12 protein-coding genes and 1 pseudogene are annotated in these 22,917 nt (G+C 44.5%); 6 read left to right on the forward strand and 7 right to left on the reverse strand.

Going from position 1 to position 22,917, the window contains the following annotated elements; translation table 11 throughout:
• Positions 1-190: 190 nt before the first annotated feature.
• Positions 191-1,150, forward strand: coding sequence for a glycosyltransferase (locus Q0R37_RS01145; RefSeq protein WP_294750224.1), 960 nt, complete (start codon positions 191-193; stop codon positions 1,148-1,150).
• A 306-nt stretch (positions 1,151-1,456) separates the two neighbouring features.
• Here the strand turns inward: Q0R37_RS01145 and Q0R37_RS01150 are convergent, their stop codons facing one another.
• Positions 1,457-3,112 carry an FAD-binding protein gene (locus Q0R37_RS01150; protein WP_294750226.1) on the reverse strand — a complete coding sequence of 552 codons (1,656 nt, stop codon included), beginning with the start codon at positions 3,110-3,112 and terminating at the stop codon, positions 1,457-1,459.
• Between the two features lie 340 nt (positions 3,113-3,452).
• Here Q0R37_RS01150 and Q0R37_RS01155 point away from each other — a divergent pair, with 340 nt between their 5' ends.
• The gene (locus Q0R37_RS01155; RefSeq protein WP_294750227.1) at positions 3,453-5,933 is read left to right on the forward strand and encodes a BspA family leucine-rich repeat surface protein; all 2,481 of its coding nucleotides are present in this window, start codon (positions 3,453-3,455) and stop codon (positions 5,931-5,933) included.
• A gap of 78 nt (positions 5,934-6,011) precedes the next feature.
• Here Q0R37_RS01155 and Q0R37_RS01160 read toward each other — a convergent pair whose 3' ends face one another.
• Entirely contained in the window at positions 6,012-8,867 is a 2,856-nt protein-coding gene (locus Q0R37_RS01160) for a hypothetical protein (protein WP_294750229.1), read from the reverse strand.
• Between the two features lie 316 nt (positions 8,868-9,183).
• Positions 9,184-10,089 carry an alpha/beta hydrolase fold domain-containing protein gene (locus Q0R37_RS01165; protein ID WP_294750231.1) on the reverse strand — a complete coding sequence of 302 codons (906 nt, stop codon included), beginning with the start codon at positions 10,087-10,089 and terminating at the stop codon, positions 9,184-9,186.
• Between the two features lie 664 nt (positions 10,090-10,753).
• Between Q0R37_RS01165 and Q0R37_RS01170 the strand changes: the two genes are divergently transcribed.
• The 4 genes from Q0R37_RS01170 (at position 10,754) to Q0R37_RS01185 (ending at position 19,917) form a co-directional block, all read left to right on the forward strand.
• On the forward strand, positions 10,754-16,924 hold the full coding sequence (locus Q0R37_RS01170) for a glycine-rich protein (RefSeq protein WP_294750233.1): 6,171 nt from the start codon (positions 10,754-10,756) through the stop codon (positions 16,922-16,924).
• Positions 16,925-16,941: 17 nt separating this feature from the next.
• A complete protein-coding gene (locus tag Q0R37_RS01175) occupies positions 16,942-18,747 on the forward strand; it encodes a SpaA isopeptide-forming pilin-related protein (protein WP_294750235.1) in 1,806 nt (601 codons plus the stop codon).
• A gap of 120 nt (positions 18,748-18,867) precedes the next feature.
• Positions 18,868-19,698, forward strand: a complete 831-nt coding sequence (locus Q0R37_RS01180; protein ID WP_294750237.1) for a class C sortase — start codon at positions 18,868-18,870, stop codon at positions 19,696-19,698.
• A gap of 24 nt (positions 19,699-19,722) precedes the next feature.
• Positions 19,723-19,917 carry a hypothetical protein gene (locus Q0R37_RS01185; protein ID WP_294750239.1) on the forward strand — a complete coding sequence of 65 codons (195 nt, stop codon included), beginning with the start codon at positions 19,723-19,725 and terminating at the stop codon, positions 19,915-19,917.
• A 165-nt stretch (positions 19,918-20,082) separates the two neighbouring features.
• Here Q0R37_RS01185 and Q0R37_RS01190 read toward each other — a convergent pair whose 3' ends face one another.
• The 4 genes and pseudogenes from Q0R37_RS01190 to Q0R37_RS01205 all read right to left on the reverse strand — a co-directional run bounded on the left by Q0R37_RS01190 (position 20,083) and on the right by Q0R37_RS01205 (position 22,914).
• On the reverse strand, positions 20,083-20,244 hold the full coding sequence (locus tag Q0R37_RS01190; protein ID WP_294750241.1) for a hypothetical protein: 162 nt from the start codon (positions 20,242-20,244) through the stop codon (positions 20,083-20,085).
• Between the two features lie 89 nt (positions 20,245-20,333).
• Complete coding sequence (locus Q0R37_RS01195; protein ID WP_294750243.1) at positions 20,334-20,912, reverse strand: hypothetical protein; 579 nt, start codon at positions 20,910-20,912, stop codon at positions 20,334-20,336.
• A 237-nt stretch (positions 20,913-21,149) separates the two neighbouring features.
• Positions 21,150-22,588, reverse strand: a pseudogene (locus Q0R37_RS01200) (MATE family efflux transporter).
• 86 nt (positions 22,589-22,674) lie between these two features.
• Complete coding sequence (locus Q0R37_RS01205; protein ID WP_019680303.1) at positions 22,675-22,914, reverse strand: hypothetical protein; 240 nt, start codon at positions 22,912-22,914, stop codon at positions 22,675-22,677.
• Positions 22,915-22,917 lie beyond the last annotated feature (3 nt).

Genomic DNA, 22,917 nt, shown 5'->3' on the forward strand with positions numbered 1-22,917 from the left:
TAAACCATGAACAAAATTTGGCATTTCACGCCAAAATTTTACACTTTAGGAATTTTTTGTTGCATTTATCCGTCCAGTATATTATAATATATTATGTGAGCGCAGGGTATGCACCTCCTCAGCGAGCAGGTGCGCCTTAAAGCGCAGTAGTATGGGATATTAGATTTTCAAAAAGGAGACAGGGAAATAAATGAAATGCAGTGTGATAATTCCCTATGCTTTTTCTACGGAAAGAGCAGTAAGACTTTTTCATTCGCTTGAGAATCAGGATTTCTGCAAGAGCGATTACGAGCTCATCTTCGTAAACTACGGCAGACAGGACAGCTTTGAGGAGTATATCGCAAAGAACTCCGCGAACATCAGGGTCCGCTGCTTTGCCTTCTACGGCAGGAGCGTGGGCGAGGCGAAAAACTACGGCATAAGAAAAGCTTCGGGGGAGCTTGTCATATTCCTGAACGGTGACGAGATCGCCACAAGATCATTTATATCCGGTCATTACAATACATATAAGGAGATCGGCAGACCTGTCATGCAGTTTGGTCTCACCAAGCTGGTCTTTGAGGACAACTCAAAAACTGCCGGCGATGCTGCCGAGATATTCAGGAACGGTATCCGCTACTGGCTCACAGAGCCCGAGAAGTACGGACTTGACAAGAACAAGAGCTATTACTTCATAAAGGATATCCGTATAAAAATGCTTGAGACCTACCGATACGATTTCGATAAGGTACATTATAAAATGATATTCGCACAGACCTCTAACCTCTCCGTTCCCATGGAATGTATCAGACGCTTCGGCGGACTTGACGAGGAATTCTGCGGTCAGGAGATAGAGGACTGGGAGTTCGGCTACAGAATGATGAAAAACGGCGTCGAGCTCATGTATAATCCCGAGGTAGCCGTACTCAGGCTGTACGAAAAGGAGAATTTCGACAGCAAGCGCTACAGCGAATGGCAGACCAACCTCGACAATATGCTCAGGAAATACAACGATAAATTCCTTAACGAGCTTACCGAGTTCAAAAGCTTCTTTGACCCCGTTCGCAGAGAACGACTCAGAAAAGCCGAGCCCTGTAAGAATATATGGCTTGAGATATACAAGCACATCGAACTTTCCGCAGGGAAAAATCTCTATGCGGAAGCTAACTGAAGCTTTCCCCTCAATACAACCTCCTGTCCCTTCCCTGTGTTCATGGGGTTAGTATTCTTCATTAGTAAAAGTCTGGGGAAGATATTCCTCAGACTTTTACCTCTCTAACATTGCTCCGTAAGCGGCTGTAAGACGCCCCGTACGGGGCGTTTTTATTTGCCGTTTGCTGCGCGGGAACAGGTGCCTGAGAGGGTATTGTCAGAAAACGGGAAGCATCATGCCCTTATGATCTTTTCCGTTTATTAAACATGGTCTGACCAAAAAGCCGCATGAGGGTGATCCTGTCATGCGGCTTTTGCCGTATTTTCACTTCAGAGCTCCGAGAGCGTGTTTGGCGGCTATCATGCCGAAGGTATAGCACCTGCCGAGGGAAAGACCTGTCTGGTGGAATGGGTAATCAGCTCCGCCGTAGAAAGGACCGCCGAGGTTTCCTGCACAGTAAAGTCCTTCTATGGGCTTGCCCTCCGAGTCGAGAGCCTGAGCGTTCTCGTTGGTGATAACTCCCGATACTTCGGCAGAAACGCGGATATGCTTCCTTGCTCCCCAGAAAGGAGCTTTTTCTATTTTGTGCATATATTTCGCAGGCTTGCCGAAATCCGTATCGCAGCCCTTTTCGCAGAGCTCGTTGTAGCGGTCAATGGAAGCCTTCATGCTGTCGTAGGGTATACCTAGCTCTTTTGCAAGCTCCTCAAGGGTATCGCACCTGTGCAGGTCGATGAGGTTTCTGAAAACGCCCTGAGGCTCTTCAACTGCTCCAGGAATGAACTTCTCCATAACGAAAGGCGGAACGCAGCCTGCCACGAAGGAGTCCTTATCCCAATCCGTATAGCTGCTGTCATATATAGCGCAGTACCAGCCCTTTGAGCCGTCCTTATGGTCGGCGTCGAGCATACTGCCCTTGAATTTCGGCTGATATTTCAGCAGATTTCCCATATAGACAAAGCCCGTGTACTCGTTTGTGAAGCGCTCGCCGTTCATGTTGAGATAGAGGAAAGGCTCCTCAAACATGAGGGCGGAGTCAAAATCGTGCATCATTTTTGTATGTCCGAGGGGCTCCATTTTCGCTCCCGCACTTATTGCAAGGATATGACCGTCGCCTGTCTTGCCGAACTGCTTCTTGTCAAACTCCGCGATATCGGGGCACCAGCGCCTTACCATAGCGGCGTTGTTGGTATAATCCCCCGTTGCGAGGATAACAGCCTTTGAGGCGTTGAACTGTATGTATTTCCCGTCCTTGTCCCTTGCGATAACTCCCGAAACCCTCTTTCCGTCCATAACGAGCTTAACGGCAGGGGTGGAGAAATAAACATGGAGATCACTGTGCTCCGACATTACCCTGTTTAAGACGTTGTGCAGGGCGTTTCCCACGTTTAGGGGCTTGGGACCTACCCACGGCGCGAAGAAATAGCAGTGGTCATCGCCGTAGTCGTAGCTGCTCATTCTGTCTTTCCATACGCCTGTGAAGTCGCCGCTCGTGCTTCTAAAAGCGCAGAGCTTGTCCCCGTCGTTGAGGAGCTTTGTGCTCTCGGCGTTATTGTCCACCTTGCTGCCGTCGCCGTATTCGGTCTCTCTGGTAAGTCCTGCACGGTTAAGGAACCACATCATGGCTTCCTCGGAATGTTCGGCATATGCGCGGAGCTGCTTAGTATCGGCTCTCCAGTCGCAAAGGCTGTTGGTATGGTGTATCCACTTTGCGATGCCTGCCTCTGTAGAGCGTGACTTGATTATAGCAGAGCCGCAGTTTCCCTGCGATATAACAGTTGTTTCCTTCTGCAAAAGCACTGTATCGGCGCCGAGCTCCGCCGCCCAGCCTGCCGCGGGAACTCCCGAAGCTCCTGCGCCTACGACCACTATTTCGTGGTTTTCGGTGCGGTCGGGGATTATATCTCCGAGCTCGCAGCATGAATTGCTGACTTCTGCGGCTGTGAGCTCCTCGGGGAGGGCAGTGATAGGTTTATCCATGATGTATCGTTCCTTTCGTTAAAAAATAAATGTCTATTTAAATTATATCACTTCTGCGGAAAAAGTCAATTCATTTATACAGAATTGAAGCAAAAACAGCTCCCAAAGCAGGTTTACGTTCGGAGCTTTTTTTATCGTGATATACGTATAGTATTATCAGTGGGCGCTATTTTTAAGGAATATTTACCATTATGTTTTCCTTTTAAATCCATTCGGTAAACAAATCGTAAACTTTTGGATTTCGACTTTCCTTAGAGCGTATTAAGTGCTAAAATATAGATATAGCTTATTTTGAGCTGTTTCAAAAATTCAGGTATTTAATCAAAAGGAGGGTTCAAAAATGAAAGATTCTTGTAAGAAAAAAAGCGCGTTTATACTCTCGTTAATATTTGCGGCAAGCGGTACGGGATATCAGTTATTTTCTTATAATATACCTACTGTAAATTCCGCAAATGTTTCTACCGGGACAGCGCAAGCCGACAGCTCTTACTACGACGCGGCGGCGAAAACGCTTCATCTGAAAGGCTGCGTAAGAAACAGCGGCACGGGAGTTATTCTCCCCGAAGGAGTAAAGAGAGATGAAGTCGAGCACATTGTCGCCGAGAAGGGAGCTGTCCTCCCCGAAAACTGCAGCCACTTCTGCGGCGGACTGACAAGCCTCAGTTCGGCGGACTTCAGGAATGCCGACACTTCAAATGTCACGGATATGTCCTATATGTTCATGCCCGTTGACGATGAAGGTTTTGCCCTCAAGGAGATAGATGTGGGGGGATTCAAAACTTCAAAGGTAACGAGCATGAAGGGTATGTTCAAGTGGAGCGCCGATCCCGACCTCGACCTGAGCAGCTTTGATACCTCAAATGTCACGGATATGTCGGAAATGTTTGAGTACTGCCTTTACACAAAGCACGTTGATATCAGCAGCTTTGATACCTCAAATGTTTCGGATATGTCCCATATGTTCTCGAATTGCTGGAAGCTCCGCTCCCTCGACGTTAGCGGGCTGAATACGTCAAAGGTCACGGATATGTCCTATATGTTCTATTTTTCGTACATAGACTGCCTTGACCTCTCCGATTTCGACACCTCAAAGGTCACGAATATGATGTGGATGTTCGGCGGAGCTACTATCGGTTCATTCGATGTCGGGAACTTTGATACGGGCAATGTCACCAATATGCGCGGAATGTTCGCCCATTACAAGCACGAAGCTCCCCCCGACCTCAGCAGCTTCAACACCTCTAAGGTAAAGGATATGAGTCAGATGTTCGGCTGCTGCTCCAATATAAAGACTCTCGACCTGAGCAGCTTTGATACCTCGAATGTGAACGATATGACCTGTATGTTCTATGACTGCGGCTCACTTGAGACCATATATGTCGGCAGCAGGTGGTCAACTGCGAATGTCGGCGGCGGACGCATCTCGGAAGCATACGGTATACCCAATGACAGCGATATGTTCACCGACTGTCCCAAGCTTAAGGGCAGTGCGGGAACCGTCTACGATCCCGCAGAAACAGGAGCTGAGTACGCTCATACCGACGGCGGCGCAAAGGACCCCGGATACCTGACAGCTGCCAAAAACGCCTCCGATCTGTCATACTACGACGCGGCATCAAAGACGCTTCACCTTAAGGGCAGTATACAGAACTCTTCGGACGGTAAGGGCATTGTACTTCCCGACGGCGTAAAAAGAGAAGAAATAAAGTACATCATCGCGGAAAAGGGCACTGTTCTTCCCGAAAACTGTAGCAGCTTATGCGTCGGAATGAAAAATCTCCTCTCAGCCAACCTTAAAAATGCGGACACCTCAAAGGTGAGAGATATGTCAAAGATGTTCTATAACTGTGCATACCTCAGCTCTATAGACGTCAGCGGCTTCAATACCTCAAAGGTCACGGATATGTCGGGAATGTTCGGACGGTGCGGCTCTCTCGTCAGCATTGACGTAAGCGGCTTTGATACCTCAAATGTCACGGATATGTCGGAAATGTTCATGCTCGATATGCGCCTTACTTCTATTGACGTAAGCAAGTTCAATACCTCTAAGGTCACGGATATGAACTGGATGTTCGGCTGTACCTCCGTTTATTCACTTGACCTCAGCAATTTTGATACGGGCAATGTCACAAATATGCAGGGAATGTTCGATCACCTCCCAAAGATAGGAGTACTTGATCTGACGAGCTTTGATACAAGCAAAGTGACTGATATGCGCTGGATGTTCTTTGAATGCTATAATCTTGTAAAAATAAAATTCGGCAGCGGCTTTGATACCTCAAATGTCACAAATATGTACGGAATGTTCGCTTATGACCATTCTCTCAGAAGCCTTGACGTAAGCGGCTTTGATACCTCTAAAGTTACAAATATGGGAAAAATGTTCTTCTATGATATCTGCCTGCAGGAGCTTGATGTAAGCCATTTCAATACATCCAGAGTAAACGATATGAACTGGATGTTCGCCTGCTGCACACACCTTACCTCACTCGACCTCAGCAGCTTCGATACAAGCAATGTTACAAATATGCAGGCAATGTTCGATCATGTACCCAGGATAAAAACTCTCGATCTCAGCAGCTTTGATACACGAAAAGTAACAGATATGCGCTGGATGTTCTACGAATGCTACGCCCTTGAGACCCTGAAGCTCGGCAGTAACTGGTCTGTAAAAAACACAAAGGACGGCTACTATATGTTCTTCGACTGCAAAAAACTTAAAGGCGGTGCGGGAACAGCATACTCTTCAGATAAAATAGGCCTTGAATACGCACGTATCGACGGCGGAAAGAACGCTCCCGGCTACGGTTCCAAAGGCTGACAACAGTATATAAGAAGTTCTCCCCGTGCCGTTTTCACATGACACGGGGAGAGCTTTTTTGTTTAAGATAAGGAAGTATTACTTGAAGCAGCTTTTAAATACATGGAATGTTGAAGCAGTTATTGTTGTTCCTGTTGCGTCTGTTATCTCACATCTGTAGATATCGTAATTATCACGTTTTACATTTTTGTAGCCAAAATCAAGTCCGCCGTGATCATACCACTGCTGTGCAGTGTATTGTCCCGAAGTTGTGCTGCTCTTATATACAGTATAGTATATATTTGCTATGCTGCTTGTTGAATAAGATGATATGAGCTTTTCGCTTATAAGGTTATATTCTTCTTCTGCTGTCCTCTTATACCATTTTACTGTATAAGGACCGAATCCATCAGAACCATTGACTGTAAGAATGCCTTTTGTGCTGTTGTAGCTTGTGCTTGATTTTGCAGTCATCGGATCGGCAATGTATACTCTCGGTCCCCAGAGATATGCGTATCCGGGATCGTAAGAATGTTCGCAGGTAACGCAGCATCTGTAGATGTCGCCCTTTGATGTGCCTGCATATACATAGAGCTCGGCGTCGTGACAGTCTGTGTATACCCACTCATTGGTGCCTGCTGCCATTTTCTGCCAGTAGTAGTAATAATACTTGCCCGAGCCGCCTGCCGCACTTGCCTTGAGGTGGTAATAATTGCCTTCTTTTTTTGCATATGTCGGGAATGTATTTGTAAATCTGAGGTAATCCTTTGTAAGTGTGACTGTGTCGCTTGTGAGTGACTTGCCGTCTGCGTCAACGATAGTGCAGTAGTACTTACCCGGCTCATAAGCTGTGATTTTTGCTTCATTTCCCACGTAACCGCCGTCTTTCCTCCATGTGTACTTATAAGGAGTCTTGCCGCCTGTTACGTCGACTGAGAGCTTATAGCCCTTGTCGGAAGCGATAACGCCGCTCTGAGGCTGTGATGTGATGCGATAGGTGATTACTGTGACTGTCTTGTTTGTTGAATATACTGTCTGATTGGACTGATCTGTTATCTTGCAGTAGTATGTGCCTGCTGCCGATGTGGTGTATATGTATGATGTAGCTCCGCTTATAGCTGTACCGTTGCTCTTGTACCACTGATACTTGTATGGGCCTTTTCCGCCTGTTGGTGTGACTGTAAGTGAAGCGCTGCTGCCGCTGTTGATGGTAACATTGCCTGACTGTGAAGATATAGTGAGCTTTTTAACTACGACGATATTGCTTGTGCTCTTGAGCTGAGCAATGCTGTCCTTTACTGTGCAGTAGTATGTACCTTCCGAGGCAGCTGTATATGTTGACTTTGTTGCACCTTCGATAAGAACGCCGCTCTTGTACCACTGATAAGTAAGAGTACCGTAGCCGCCGCTTGCGGTCACACTGAGTGAAGCTGTACCGTTTGATGAGAGTACGGGATAATTCTGAGTCTGTGATGTGATGTTTATAGCAGAGGCTATAGTTACGGAAGCTGTATTTGTGTAAATGCTCTGACCTGAACTATCCTTGACAACACAGTAGTAAGAGCCTGAAACAGAGGCGGTGTAGGCGTTTGAAGTAGCTCCGCTTATGGCTGTACCTGCCTTGTACCACTGGTAGGTATAAGGAGCTTTGCCGCCCATTACCGCAACGGAGAGATTCGCCGACTTTCCGTTGGCTAAAATCTGGGACTGAGGCTGTGATGCAATAGCAAGCTTTTCGATGACATCGCAGGTCCTGCTCTGTACGGACTGACCTGATTCATCGGTAACGATGCAGTAATAGCTGCCTGCAATTGAGGTGCCTATGCTTGGGGCTGTTGTTGTGATAATAAGCTCGCCGTCCCTGTACCACTTATAGGTGTAAGTTCCGTATCCGCCCTTTGGAGTTACTCTGAGGACGGTACCGCTTGCAGGCATTATCACTGTTTCGCTGAGATCGGCTGAGAGAGCAAGCTTGTCAACAACGTAAACGGTACCGTATCTGCCTGTTATGGACTGTCCGAGTGAATCCGTTACCTTGCAGTTGTACCTGCCTGCTTCTGTGACAGTACAGGAAGCTGAATTGGAATCGGCTATTTCAGCGCCGTCCTTGTACCACTGATAGGTATACGGAGCAAGTCCGCCCGATATCTCTACAGCCATCTCTCCGTTTCCGCCCTCTGCTATGCGGATATCATCGGGAAGCTTTGTGAATGACAGCTCGGATACGACATTTATTCCCTTTGAGGAATTTCTGAAGCCTATGGGGTCACTGACCGTGCAGGTATACTCTCCGACCTCTTTTGCGGTATATGTCGCAGCAGTTGCGCCCTTTACCGCCTTTCCGTCCTTATACCACTGATAAGAAAGAGTACCATAGCCGCCTGTGGCTGTAACGCCGAGCTCTACCGACTCGCCGTATTTTATGATGTATGCGTCCTTATCATTGGTAACGGCAACGGAAATAGTACCTTTTTTGGTAACTATATCCAGCTCATAGTCATTTGAGAGGACAGAAGCCATTTTTTCTGCGTCTTTTTTCGTGACGCCCACACAGAAGAGAACAGGTCCGTCTTCGAGAGCCGTATCTATCTGCTTGCACATATCGGCATATTCTTCGTTCTGAGGCTTGGCGATCTGAGCTTCGCCTTTCATCAACTTCTTTGCCTTTCCTGTTATAACTATGGCATAGCTTCCTTTAGCCATAGACGAAGGCGGAGTATAGATAGGCTCGACGTTCATGCCGTAATTGAATACAGGTCTTGATGGCGAGCCGCCCTTTCTCTGTAAGGTCTGTTCATCTTCGGAAAACTCCGAGTCTGCTTCTTCAAAGATGCTCGTTTCTGATACGGATATGCGCGATATTGTTTCAGCACTTGCCGAAACAGCTGTGATACTGCCCTGCAGAGTTATTGCTCCGAGTAATAAAGCCAGCATTTTCTTGGAATACTTTTTCATAATTGACAACCTCCATTTTAAATATTTTTTTGATTTCATTTCGTGAACAGACCTGAATAACAATTACCCCCTGAGTTTTTGCCTCCTTTCCGACTGTTTTTGTTATCCGTGTTTTTCACTGTCATTATGATATCACATACGAAAGCGGATTTGAACGTGTCATTTGTCACTTTATTGGTGTGATTTGACACCTATCATGTGAGTATTGTCACTATCAGCGGGAAAGCTGCTTTGGTAAAAAAGAAAAGCTGCGTAACCGTAGTTACGCAGCCTGACATAAGGTGCATAAAGTATTTTTTCCGAAGTTTTATGCGTATCACAGCCCTTTGACCTTTGATACGATGATATCGTACTCTTTTCTGTTCTTTTTCAAAAGCGCATAATCGTGAGCGCCGCCCTTCTTCTCGTAATAGGAGAAGGGGTGGTTTTCTTTTTTCAGCCTTGCCGCAAATCGTCTTGCAGGGATATTCAGTATATCATGAGTTCCCGAGAACATCGTTATATGAGGGAAGCCGCTGAGGCTGACCTTTGCGACGCTGTTCCTGTAATTCTCCGTACCAAGCTTTCCGAGCCATAGCTCGCTCATCTTTTCAATGGGAAACTGTCCCAGTATATAGTCATGCTTTTTGATATATTCGGCTCTGCGGCGTTCCTTTTCGGTCATATCGCCTATCATGAAGCCCGGGGATATCAGTACTATCTCATTGGCGAGAGTCATTCCGCGGTCTCTTGCGAGCATTGTCACGGACAAGGCAAGAGTTCCTCCTGCGGAGTCCCCTATTATAGTCAGGTCCTCGGGACGGCTGCCCTTTACGAATTCCTTGTATACCTCCATAAGCATATCATGTGAAGCCTTTGCGGTGGTCTCGGGGACCATAGGGTACTGCGGGAATACTATCTCACAGCCTGTATCTTCCGCAAGGCTCTGACACAGCTTCCAGTGGGGCGGCAGGGCTTCGAGGAAAAATCCGCCTCCGTGTATAAAGAGCACCTTTTTATTGCTCCTGTTTGTTTTATCCTTTGCGATGTAGTATATACCGCCGTTTACCCTGCGGGTCTTTACGTCCATTTTCTTCTTTATTCTTTTTGAAGGTGCGGATGTCTTCGGGAGCTTTTTCTTGAGCTTTTCAAGTCCTGCTGCGAATTCGGCGGTATCGAGCCTGCTTATCTTTTTAAAATCTCTCAGGTAAAACTTAAAGATCTTTCTTACTATAAAATTCATTGATATCGTCCTTTAATATATTTTTAGTTATTCATTGCAGTAACACGCTGACGTGAAACTTTCCATAGGTTTTTAAGCTGTTGTATTCTATGATTAATATAATTTCTGTTACTTACATTATAACACTAAAGCTGCCATTATGCAACGTGTTTTGTCTTGAAAGTTAAGTATTTATGAAGAACGGGGCGTATAGTAAAATGAAAAATGGAATCGTCCAAAATGATTAACATAATTATCTATATAACAAACATAGGGCGTCTTGCAAAACGCATCAATAACTGCACATTAATTTATATCGGCTGTAGAACTTTCAAAAGAATGAAATATGTATTTAACAGCAAATAAAATACTACAAGTATATCAATTGGCTCAGCCTATAAAAAATACGGAAATATATATACTTTATGGAAAATATTTCGTTAATACCAAGGAAATAATATGTTCATTTTTAGTTGTAAGAAATAACAAAAGAAATTTGAATGATTTGGATTTAACTACAAAATTCTTCTGCTGACAGATAAAAAAACGATAAAATGATTGACAAAAAAGGATTAAACTGAGTATAATTAATATGCAGTTTGACAAAACGGCTATGAACTGAAAGTCATAAAAAAATTCATAGAAAGTGAGGTGATGTTCCTTGACAAGAAGCAGATCAGCAGCTATGCGAAACAGAATATACTCTTTCGTATCAGCAGCGATAATAGCTCTGAATTCAATACCGTTTGTGAATTTTACAGCTGCAAATGCTGCAAAAAGCGCATCAAACAGCGATTCGGTATTCTTTCCTGCTGTTGCAGACGGCAGTAATGAATCAGCAAAGCTTTATCACGATGATTCGCTTGTAGATAACGGAGACGGAACATTTACCTTTACATCAAAGATCACTTCCGCTTATTCCTACTCGGATTACAGTGAAAGCCGACTTAAAAGTAAAGACGGAGAATATAAACTGGATAAGGAAGGAAAATACCTTATAGAGGTCTGGGGCGGCGACGGCGGCGACGGTTCAAGATCACTCTTAACAGGAAGAAACGGCGTCGGCGGAAAAGGCGGCTTTGTTTACGGAATCCTTGACGTAAGCGAAGAAAATGAACTCCTTGGAAAGAAGCTCGTTTACGAAATCGGAAGTAAGGGCGAAAGCAGTACCTTCCAGTTGGACGGCGGCGGTACAGGCGGTGTCGGCGGCGGCGCAGGAACGATCACGTTTATCTCCATAGGCGCAGGCGGCGGATACTCGGCAGTATATCTGATTGATTCAGATCCTGACCCTGAGAAAGATGAAAAACTTGATCCTGCCGATCTGAAACCTAACCTCAGAGATGATCCTGAAAAAGTTTTGATGATAGCAGGCGGAGGCGGCGGCGGTGCCGCAGGAGGAAACGGTATCCATTTCTATGAGCTTTTCCTGAAAGCCAAAGGTGACGGCGGCGACGGCGGCTCAAACAAAAGTGCTATACAGGCGACTCCTGCTATAGGCGTATTCAATACAGGTAAATATTATTCGGGCGCAGACGGTACAAGTGCGGGCGGTAATACAAGGTACGTCGGACATGGCGGAACTGACAAACCCGGCGAGGCTACCCGCGACGCTCTTAATATCATAAAGGGAGATAATCCTAACGACTGGCAGAGACTTTACATTGAAGACGGTGACCGCGGCGCAGGAAGCGCAGGAAACCTCAGAGGTGCAGGCGGCGGCGCAGGCTTCGCAGGCGGAAGCGGCGGCTTGCAGAATGCTATGATCGATGCTAACAACGTCGGCGGCGGAGGCGGCGGTTCGTCGTACACGGCTGTAATGGCAAATTTCACACCGCATGCTACGCTGACCTCTGCACAGGAACCATTCTTCGTTAAGCAAGAAGACAATATCTATGCAGATGTAGGCGGCGCGGTAGTTATAAGATACCTCCCCGAAAATGCTGATTACGACTATCTTAACGATGTTAAGATAAGCGGTACGGTATCCTCTTATTTTGATATAGTATCCGCAACCTGTACGGATAAAGGCGGAGGTGCCATTACTGTAAATCAGTCAGGTACGGGTAACAGAAAAATAGACTTCACAGGTTCAATTGCTCCTGTAAGCTCAGGCATTACAAAGGGACAGGCGGACGACTCCATGACGCTGAAGCTTGTACTGAGACCGAAAACGAACTTCATGGGCGGAAATAAGGTCCCGATATTTGCAGATGACGGAGAGTTCACCTGTAAAACAATGGTAGACCGTTTTTATGAGAATAATGATATAAATTCAACGACTGATAAGCAGCGTTCATTTGCATATGCTGAAAACGTAAGGTTTGTAAATATCCCGTTCAAGTATAAAGCAGGGGCAAAGTCGAAGACCATTAGCAAGGATACGCCATATGACGAAAGCGATATTATAGACAGCACAGTGACCAACACATTAGATGCAAACTTTGCCAACTCAGTATCGTCTCAGTATGTTGCCGAAGTCGACGAAACAAATAAGATAACAGATTTTACAGTTGCTGATTACAATACCAAGGGTCTGCATAAATTTGATGTTGTTGTGGAGGTAGTCCCGAAATATGACGGCGCTGACTATGTGGGAACGGCTAATCCAAATCCTACATACATCAGAGCGCATTCTGTTATCGAGATAATCGAAGGTGAGAAACTCGACGGCTTTACCGTTAAGGCGAGCAAGTCACTTGATTATACTTCATCGACAGACACCTACGATTTTACTGTTGATTTTGACGTTGAAAGTCAGAGCAGCCTCAATAAATCATTCAGTATCAATCAGGCTATCCCGAGTGTAAAGGTTCTTGACCTTTCTTTGAATAATTCAAATTCTATGAATACGCCTGATATTAACAGCTCTTATGTAACGGAGATTTCAAAAGGCTCAAATACTTATCAGGCAACGCTTGCCCCCGGTATCTATTATGTTGAAGCATGGGGCGGCGACGGCGGAAGTGGTTCTCCAACTCCGTCAGGCAGTACTACTACAAGAACCAAACAGCAAGGTGGATATGGTGGAAAAGGTGGTTATATCAGCGGGTATGTAGTTGTGAATGCAAATACTACCAAAAGTATTGATATAACATTAGGTACTAAAGGTAATGATAGTAGTAATAGAAGTGGTGGAAAAGGTGGAAAAGCAACTTATGTGTGGATAGATCAAAGTAGTCTTGAACCTGCAAATGCAGACCTTATTGCAGGTGGTGGCGGCGGTGGTACTGGTTATATGAGATATGCAACGCTCGCTGATCAAAATGATCATATGGGCTATTCAGGAAATGACGGCTACAGAATAAACGGAAAATCATCTTATCGTGGCGTGCCTGCTGATAATTCAGGTTATGGCACTCCTAAAACATCCGGATATTTCAATGATAACGTATATGATGGAGAAAATGGTAAGGATATATCATCGTCAAATCATCGTCTTTCTGAATATGATAATGATAATATCGGGAATAATTTTGCTAAAGGAGGATTTAGTAAAATTGGTGATGGTGTTTCATCAGGATTAACTACCGATATTTCAAATAGATTATTTATTAAAAAATCAGGGGATAATGATATTTCACTTTCAGATCTTACAGATGATACTACATCTGTTAATCTTGGATTATATGAGTATGTGTATAACTATAACCAACTTAGAGGTTTTTATGTCAGTCAATGGAGTGAAGGTGGTACTGATGATGATGATGATAGTTTCCAACGTATATCATATTACACAGGAACAACCAAAACATCAGCTGAATTAAAATCTCAGAAAGCAGGCGCAGTAAGAATAACAAGACTCGGCGTTTACGGCGGTCATGATTACGACAATATAGCAACTACCACTCTTACCGATACAACTGATACTCTTGATGATGTTGTTGATCAGATAAAAAATGATTATACGGATGAATATGATCGTCGATTTACAGTTACGAGTAATTTCTCGCAATACTTTGACCTTGTAACAAATAATGGAACTTTAGACGCTGAAACAGGAAGGTATACAGGAACTTATCAATATTCCTTAACAAATGCTGATGTCTATAAGGTTTCTAACGACAGTTCAACTGATAATACTACTTTTGCAGGCTATAGTGTGGTTACAGATAATTATAGCTATGGTTTAAAAGGAAGCGGTTCGGTAACCTTCAAGCTCCAACCCAAATCCAACCTTGTCGGCGGTAATGATATACCGCTATTGGCGGTCAAAACACTCGCTGAGATTAATGATTATACGGGCGGCAATGATGCATATATGGCTGAGACCGAGAATACAGAAGTAAATATTTACCATACGGGTACAACTTCTGAAACTACAGATGATGACAGGCTGTATCTGAAGCGAAATGACGCAACAGACTGGGCAAATGTGGCTATTGATGAAAGTGTCCTGACGGTAACAGCTCCCGAAAATCCGATAATCATTGATTGCGGAGACACTAATGAACCTGATCTCAGCAGCGCAGTTACGTTTGCTGGCAAGAACGATAATTCAAATATTTATACCTTTGTTGATACTGAAAGTGATACAGCTCCGAGCGGAGCAGTCACCGAGGATTGCAAACGCACAGTGATCGGTACTATAAAACCGAAAGCTGAGGCGACAAAAGCTGTGAAGATACCTTCTGTAGAAGCTGTCAGCAAGCCCGCTGAGGCAGATATAAAGGTAAGGTATTCGGTTACGAAGGAGCTGACAAATGGCGTAGAGCAGCAAGGGTCGGTACAGTATATCAGCGGTGAAGCTGGTCCGACTGATATTACTGCTGATGAAAATGAGGCAATTCTTGCCGCGACAGAGGATAAGCTCACTCTTAGTAAGATTCAAGACGCTTATGTGCTCAGGCTTGAGGCAGACAGTGATCATGAGCTGCCAGATGCAACAGATGTTAAGGTTTACTACGGAAGCGATCCCGAGGATAAAGCGGAAGCAGATGTGACAAAGAGCGGCGGCGTTATAACAGTAACCATACCGCGCAGTTCTTTCACAAACAACATCACCATAAATGCTGCGGGTGCTGCTAAAAAGGAATATCACGTTCATTACTACTATGAGTACTACGATCCTGAAACTCCGAACATGATACAGACAGCACATTTTGAGGATCCAACAGTTTATTATGTTTCGGATAATGTTACTAATCTGACAGATGGTTTAACTCCTACGGATTATCCTCCGTGGGGCGGATATGCAAACTACTACTGGGAGTGGCCAGACGAAGTTACAAGCAGCGGCACTCACACGATAGTTGACGGCGATATCTATGTAATAGGTAAGTTCGTGAAGAAAAATATCCCGCTGACAATCACATATCAGTACGAGAACGGAAGTCCAGCAGCTCCAACGTATTCCGCACCAATGGAAGGATACAAGACAACAGTATACAATGAAGCGGAAGATAGATACTACTTCTATCTCGCAGCTGGTGACGCCTACAGCGTAAGATCACCTGATGTAGCTGGCTATGTTCCCGATAAGGCAGTCGTAGCAGGTATAGCTCCCGAAAACGGTCCTATCGAGGTAACTGTTACTTATTCTTCTAACACAGATCCAGATGGCACCGAAGTTATAGTGAACTATGTAAAATGTGACGGTGATGGTATTCCCATTTTGCAAAGTGATACGCAGCGAGAGACTTATACAGGTGTTAAAGACGGAGAAGGAAATTTCGATCTTGAAAGATCGGGAAATAATGTAGTGAATAATAAGGTAACAGAGCTTTTTAGCAATGGTCAGATAATCAGAAGGACCAAACTCGACAATAACAAGGAAATTGATGTCGACTCTGTAAGCGGCAAGCTTGAAGAAGGCGAAAAGGCTGAATTCTATGTTTATTGCAGAGAAAGACCGACTATGGTAAAGGTCAATTTCAATAAGATTGCTCCGGGGGAGAGTCAACCTGATCCGTCCAATATTACGATCGGAATGACGAGCAGAAAAGTAAGTCCCGGCAAAGAATACGGCTACGATCCCGAACAAAACAAATATGTCGGACTCCCGAGAGCTGAATGCAGTGTAAGCGGTGAAGGCGAAAATGATTGGATCGAAAGTGGCTGGAGATTTGTCGGCTGGTGTGATTCGGCAGGCAATCCCGTAGATGAAACAACGATAGTTCCGAGCGGTGATGGTCCGATCGACTTGTATGCACACTGGCAGCCGTTAAAGGTAACTATCACAATTGAGTACAAGTATGCATTGAATATTTCCGATACAGAAAAACAAGGTAAAAAAGTTGCTGAAATAGGAACTGAGGGAACTAAAACTATCACCAAAGCATATGGTATGGTCTATAAAGTCACTTCACCACCATTAGATAACTACACACCTGATCCTGATGCTGTAAAAGGTGAGGCTTTGACGAGCAGGACGGAAACAGTTTACTACAAGGATGAAGGCGAAAACTCTGTAAAGAAAATAACGATCAATGTATACAGCAAATCCTTTGAAGATGCTGAGGGCAACCCCAAAAACAACGCACCAAAGCTCACAGGCGGAGAATTTGCACTGTATAACCAAAGCAATGAGCGTGTCGGAGCATTAAAGCTTAACGAAGAAGGTACTCTGACATGGAGCAATGTCGAAGCTAATATTCAGGACGGTGTCACATATACAGTAAGGTGTGAGACTCCGCCGACAGGATATGGCTGTAAAGAAGAAACGGTCATAATAAGTTCGGGGTCAGACGAAGCTGTAAAAAACATCTTCCTTGACAGATCCCCGTTCCAGCTGCCTATGGCAGGCGGCAAACCGCTTACGGGATACACTGTATGCGGCATATCAACAATGTTACTTGCTGCTTTACTGTTGTTCTTATATGTCAGCAGTAAATCAGAAGAAAATGAAGATGAATAAATTCAGGAGGTTGTATTATGAAAAAAATGATCAAGAAGACGTCAGCTTTAGCTATCTCAGCGTTTATGCTGGCACAGTACATTCCGTTTTCGGCTATGGCAGCTACGGACAGCACACATTGTGATTTGACTATCCACCCATATCGAGTTAACGATACAACAAAAAGTGGATTGGCTTCACCTGATGATGACCCGACAGGAAAAACAGGTGATGCAACACGTGCTGGTGAGAATGGCACTGCGATCGCAGACGGTACTATGAATTTCAGTGTCATAAGAGTTAATGCTGACGGTTCTGCATATACAGGAGCAGTGGCTCAGACTATAGCTTCGGGAGGCACACTTGCAAGCTTAGAAGACGGATATTATAAGATAGACCCGCAGGATAGCACAACAGATGTTAATTTTGCAGGCTCAGACGCATTTATAATTCAGATACCTGTAACTTCGGCAAGTGGTAATGTCAGAGACGTTCATATTTATCCTAAGCTGACAGATAATGAAAACGGCACTGACGATCCGACAGGTTATGATCCGGCAGTGGATTTACATACCATTCAGCTTATCAAGACGTTAAGTGACGCCGATGATTCAATGAGTGCTTCAAAAAAAGCTTCATTTGATGCTTTCTATCTTGATGCTGATCAAAAAACATGGGTAAATACAGGTCATACTTATACTACAGATGCAGACGGTAAGGTAACCATAGACGGTCTCCCGTATGGTACATATTATCTTGTTGAAACAGCAGCACCTGCGGGTTATATGATCGATAAGACACCTATAGAGTTTACAATAGACGGTACTTCTGGAAATAACCAAGTAACAGTTGAAAACGAGAAGATACTCGGCGTTGATAAAGAGATAGCATATGATGCCGCCGGTAATACATATAACTGGGTAATCAAGGGCGATATCCCCGATGACCCGTCCAAGCTCAGCGCATATGCGATAACTGATACATATTCTGCATCAGCACTTGAAAATGTTGCTGTTTCTTCTGTAAAGGTTGGCACTACTGATTTAGCTTTAACTGCGGATTATACAGTAACTACGGGAGGCGGAACATTAACTATCACTTTTACGCCTGCTGGTCTGCTAAAGCTTGATAAAAATGGAACTGTAACAACTGTTGACGTAACAGTATCCTCAACAATAGTTTCCGGTTATTCTTCTGCGTCTGTTTCAAACAGTGCAAGCATAGCATATACCTATGGCGCAACAAGCACAGGTCCTGTTATTTCGCCTACTCCTGCTCCTGAAAATTATCCTACAACTCCAGTAGACCCCGCTACACCTACTGAAGACACTAAGGAAGTAACACTTGCAACACTTATCATATCCAACACAGGCAGCGGAGAGCTTGCAGGAGCAACATATAAGCTCGAAAAGGCAGATGGTACTGCAATATCTGATGCATTTAACACTTTAACAGATGATTCGACGCTTGCTGCTCCGAATAAGGATAAGGTTGTCGTTGCAAATCTTGCCCCCGGTGCTTATAAAATAACTCAGACAGGTATTGGTTCTGCTGCATCAGATCATCTTCTCAATGATACTCCAAGATTAATATATGTAGGTGATGATGGCAATATTTATGAAAGTGATAAAACAACACCAATAGCAGATGGTGGAGTATCAAATCAGGTACAGTTTGTAAATACTGCAAAGGGTGCTTTCAACCTTCCTTTCACAGGAACAACAGCAACTATCATCTTCACAATAACAGGTATTCTCCTCATGGCAGGCACAGGATTCCTTATCTTCATGATCCTCAAGAAGAGAGACGACGATGAAGAAGACGAAGAGCAGGTTAATAACTGATGTGAGAGATCATAAAAGCATTCTCACCCTCTCTGATGCTTTTTAGATACCTCCAAGGTTTATTTAACGGAAAGTGCCGCTTTTGGTAAGCGGCACTTTTCATTAGGAGTGATCTCAACATTGAAAAATGACAAAAACTCAAAAAAGAAAAAAAGACGGATACTTTTACTGCTTCTGCTTCTTATCTTTCTTGTAGGTCTCGGATTTTTCATATATCCCATTGCAAGCAAAATGGTGATAAATAAAAAGGCGCGTGACAACGTCGATATCTTCGAGGAAGAAAGAGACAAGATCATAGAAGAGGCTATCAATGACGGCAAGCTGCCGTCTGACACAAAAATGCCTGTTGATGACAACGGCAAGCCTGCGCCCTACAAGATAGTTATGTCAGATGCCGAGCCGAAGTCCGATCAGCCCTACCTCGATAAGCTGTATCAGTATATGCTGAGCAGGAACAAAGAGCTTTTTGAGACAGGTCAGAAGTCATTCAACAGCTCTTCGTCGTATATGTATCCCGAGATAGATCTCAAGGACTACGGTATAAGCTCAAAGAGCATCGGAACTCTTGAGATAGGCAAGCTTGACCTTAGGCTTTCCATATTTCTCGGCGCGAATGACGATAATATGATGGCAGGCTGCGGACATCTTACAAATACCTCCTACCCTATCGGCGGAACCAATAACAACTGCGTTATAGCGGTGCACCGCGGACTTGGCGGTTCGGACTTCCTTCGCTATGTGGAGAAGCTCGAAGCGGGGGATATCGTACGCATAGAGAATTTCTGGTATACGCTGGAATACAAGGTGACTCAGGTAAGGATAATCGCCCCCGATGATGTCAAGCCGATACTCATTCAGGACGGCAAGGATATGCTCACGCTTTATACCTGTCACCCATACGGCGTAAACAGTCAGAGATATCTTGTTTACTGCGAGAGGATAACAAAGTAAAGTACGCATAAAAAACAGGAGCATATGCTTCTGTTTTTTTATGCCGTATCGCAAAGCTGCTGCAGGCGTAATATATCATCGGCTGTAATATTCGGAAGATTCAATTTCGGCATCAATGTTTATGAAAACGGATATGTTTTTACAAATCTTGTCGAGTGCGGAGCAGAATCCTTCATATACCCCGAAAAAGCACAGGAGCTTATTGAATACTATTCATGACCTCTGAACAGCAAAAAAGCAGACACCTTAAGTGTCTGCGCTAATATAGCAGTATAATTCAAACTACTATATTATGACCAAAACAGCGAGCTATGAAACAGAATAGGCAGATACTTCAAATGAGGTATCTGCCTTTTTTCTATGAATTAACCATTTGCTTCAGTATTATCTATCAGTATTGAATCTGGAGAACCAATCTATATGCTTACCACCACCGAACACAGCAGCAGTTACTTTGGATTTTTCGGTAATTGTCGCTGTATTTCCGTGAACATCTATCTGCAAATCCTCAGTCTGAGCGGAATAGTAGTTCAGAGTACCGTCCATGATACACGGATATAGGCTTTCAGACAAGAACGAATAAGCAAAACAAGCGGTCAGCCGAGAGTGGTTGACCGCTTTGCTGTTATAATATTTTATGCAGAAGCCTTTCTTGCTTCAGCAGTTTCATTATTGCCGATTTTGCTCATAGCAAACTTGAACACCGTTCTGATAAGCGGCTGAATAAAGAAAAGCTGAGAGAAGAACGCAAACGGGAAATTGAAGCAGACAAGCTTTATCCAGTTTGCAAGGAGAGTGAAGATATTGAAACCTGCATAGTATGGATAGTAAAGGACAGCCGCGAGGAAACTCATGGACGGACACATGATACCGACTGTTGCACAGATGATAGCTGTCTCAAAGAGTACGGGATGTGTTTCTCTCGGATCAAATACCTTGCAGGCGAGTTTGAATGACATCGGGCTGCCTACTGTGATCTCAAGGGTGTAGGCAAGTATAAACTCAATAATGACAACTGCCCATATCGGCAAATTTCTTCCGAGCATATAAACACCGCCCATAGCGTTGACTGCTCCGAGTACGCTGTCTGCTCCGGTAACGTTCATAAGCGTCGAACCGTTTACAACATACAAGCTGTAGAATACATAGGCGTGGACGGTAACGATAACGGTCATCAGCGCAAACATCATTCTCTGTAATTGTGTTCTTGGCATAGTAAAATCCTCCTGAATACGCAGAAACACGCAGTATTCCGTACACCGATCCAAAATTTGCATTCCGTGATCAGACTTATGTACAGAAGTACTGCGTGTGTCATTGCATAGTATTTTATTAACTTTAAAATTATACACCGGATTTTTGGTGATTTCAAGAGCCAAAAAACAAAATCTCCTTTAAGCGCACGGGAATAAGTGAGTTGTTGATTGTTTTTGTGCGTAAATGCAATGATTTTAATGAGAGCTTGCAGATGCAAGTTCACCTATGTGCTGTTCTTTCTTATCCGCTCCGAGCTGCTTGTATGTCCTGATGATAAGGAACATGGCAACAGCAAATGTCAGAATATCCGACACGGGCATGGAGTACAGCACACCGTCCAGGCCGAAGAAAAGGGGCAGAATTACTGCAAAGCCTACGCCGAACACGATCTCTCTTATCATCGAAAGTGCAGTAGATTCAACCGCCTTGCCCATTGCTTGCAGAAAGATGAAGCAAGCCTTATTTACGCAGGCAAATATCATCATACAGAGATAAATGCGAAAAGCGTGTACAGCGAAATCGGTATAGTATCGCTCTCGTTCGCCGCACCGAATATGCCGATAAGCTGACGGGGAAAGAACTCCACGAAGATAAGAGCAATTGCTCCGACGGTTGCTTCCGCTGTCAGCAGTTTGGTGAACAGCTCACGCACACGGCTTTTCAGCCCTGCGCCCATGTTGAAGCCTACAATGGGGATACAGCCTGCTGCCATACCGACTACGATAGAAATAACGATCTGGAAGAATTTCATGACGATACCGACCACCGCCATTGGTATCTGTGCATACTGCTCCTGCCCGAAAATATTGTCCATTGCACCGTATTTGCGTATCATATTATTGATCGCCGCCATAGCCGCTACAAGTGAGATCTGTGAGAGAAAACTGGTAAGACCGAGTGTCAGCGTTTTGCGGATAATTGCACTTTCGGGTTTGAAATCAGGCTTTGCAGGTTTTACGAGTTTCATGCTGCAGAGATACCACACAGCAAGTCCTGCCGTAACTATCTGTCCGATAACAGTTGCGACCGCAGCTCCCATCATACCCCACTCGAAAGCGAAAATGAAGATCGGATCAAGTATCATGTTCAGAACTGCACCTGCAAGTGTCGAGATCATAGCGAATTTTGGGTTCCCATCCGCACGGATAACAGGGTTCATAGCCTGCCCGAACATATAGAACGGGATACCAAGCGAGATATAGAAGAAATATTCTTTTGAGTGGCGGAATGTTTCCTCATTGACCGTACCGCCGAACATTGCGATGATGCCATTGCTGAATATTAGGTACACGGCACAGAGGATAATACTGCTCACAATCGTCATAAGCACGGAGTTGCCGACGCTTTTCTTTGCCTTGTCAGGTTCGCCTTTGCCGAGGCTCAGGCTCACAAATGCACAGCAGCCGTCACCGATCATAACAGCGATAGCAAGAGCGATGACCGTCAGCGGAAAGACAACGGTATTTGCGGCGTTTCCGTAAGAGCCGAGATAGCTTGCATTTGCGATGAAAATCTGGTCTACGATGTTGTAGAGAGCACCGACGAGCAGAGAGATGATACACGGCACAGCGTATTTTTTCATCAGCTTGCCAACTGGCTCTTGTCCTAAGAATTGATTTGCGGTTTGTTCCATAGTATTCCTCCTAAAAAATACAGCGTGAGGCAGAAAGCTGGATTTATGCTTACGCCACACGCTGTTTTTAACAATATTCAGTAGTATCAGTCGAGATATGAGCCGACAGGAGCTGTATTGTACTGCTTCTTGATCTTGATGATAACAGAGCCATCAGGCTGCTCCGTTTCCTCGATTATCTTGTACTTTGTTCTTGTTCTTTCAAGTGAAGCTTTGTACTTTTCTATTTCTTCCTTCACGAGCTTGACAGCGTAGTCGTGACCAACATCTTCTTTGAGCATAAAATGCAGTGTCTGGCAGATACACGCTTCTTTGATTCTTTTCATTAT

The organism is uncultured Ruminococcus sp. (genome assembly GCF_946415235.1).
Classification (GTDB): Bacteria; Bacillota; Clostridia; order Oscillospirales; family Ruminococcaceae; genus Ruminococcus.

Bases quoted from the DNA above. Each gene is read 5' to 3' on its own strand.
- Q0R37_RS01145 (WP_294750224.1), top strand. From the start codon at position 191: ATGAAATGCAGTGTGATAATTCCCTATGCTTTTTCTACGGAAAGAGCA.
- Q0R37_RS01150 (WP_294750226.1), bottom strand. From the start codon at position 3,112: ATGGATAAACCTATCACTGCCCTCCCCGAGGAGCTCACAGCCGCAGAA.
- Q0R37_RS01155 (WP_294750227.1), top strand. From the start codon at position 3,453: ATGAAAGATTCTTGTAAGAAAAAAAGCGCGTTTATACTCTCGTTAATA.
- Q0R37_RS01160 (WP_294750229.1), bottom strand. From the start codon at position 8,867: ATGAAAAAGTATTCCAAGAAAATGCTGGCTTTATTACTCGGAGCAATA.
- Q0R37_RS01165 (WP_294750231.1), bottom strand. From the start codon at position 10,089: ATGAATTTTATAGTAAGAAAGATCTTTAAGTTTTACCTGAGAGATTTT.
- Q0R37_RS01170 (WP_294750233.1), top strand. From the start codon at position 10,754: ATGCGAAACAGAATATACTCTTTCGTATCAGCAGCGATAATAGCTCTG.
- Q0R37_RS01175 (WP_294750235.1), top strand. From the start codon at position 16,942: ATGAAAAAAATGATCAAGAAGACGTCAGCTTTAGCTATCTCAGCGTTT.
- Q0R37_RS01185 (WP_294750239.1), top strand. From the start codon at position 19,723: ATGCTTCTGTTTTTTTATGCCGTATCGCAAAGCTGCTGCAGGCGTAAT.
- Q0R37_RS01190 (WP_294750241.1), bottom strand. From the start codon at position 20,244: ATGGACGGTACTCTGAACTACTATTCCGCTCAGACTGAGGATTTGCAG.
- Q0R37_RS01195 (WP_294750243.1), bottom strand. From the start codon at position 20,912: ATGCCAAGAACACAATTACAGAGAATGATGTTTGCGCTGATGACCGTT.
- Q0R37_RS01205 (WP_019680303.1), bottom strand. From the start codon at position 22,914: ATGAAAAGAATCAAAGAAGCGTGTATCTGCCAGACACTGCATTTTATG.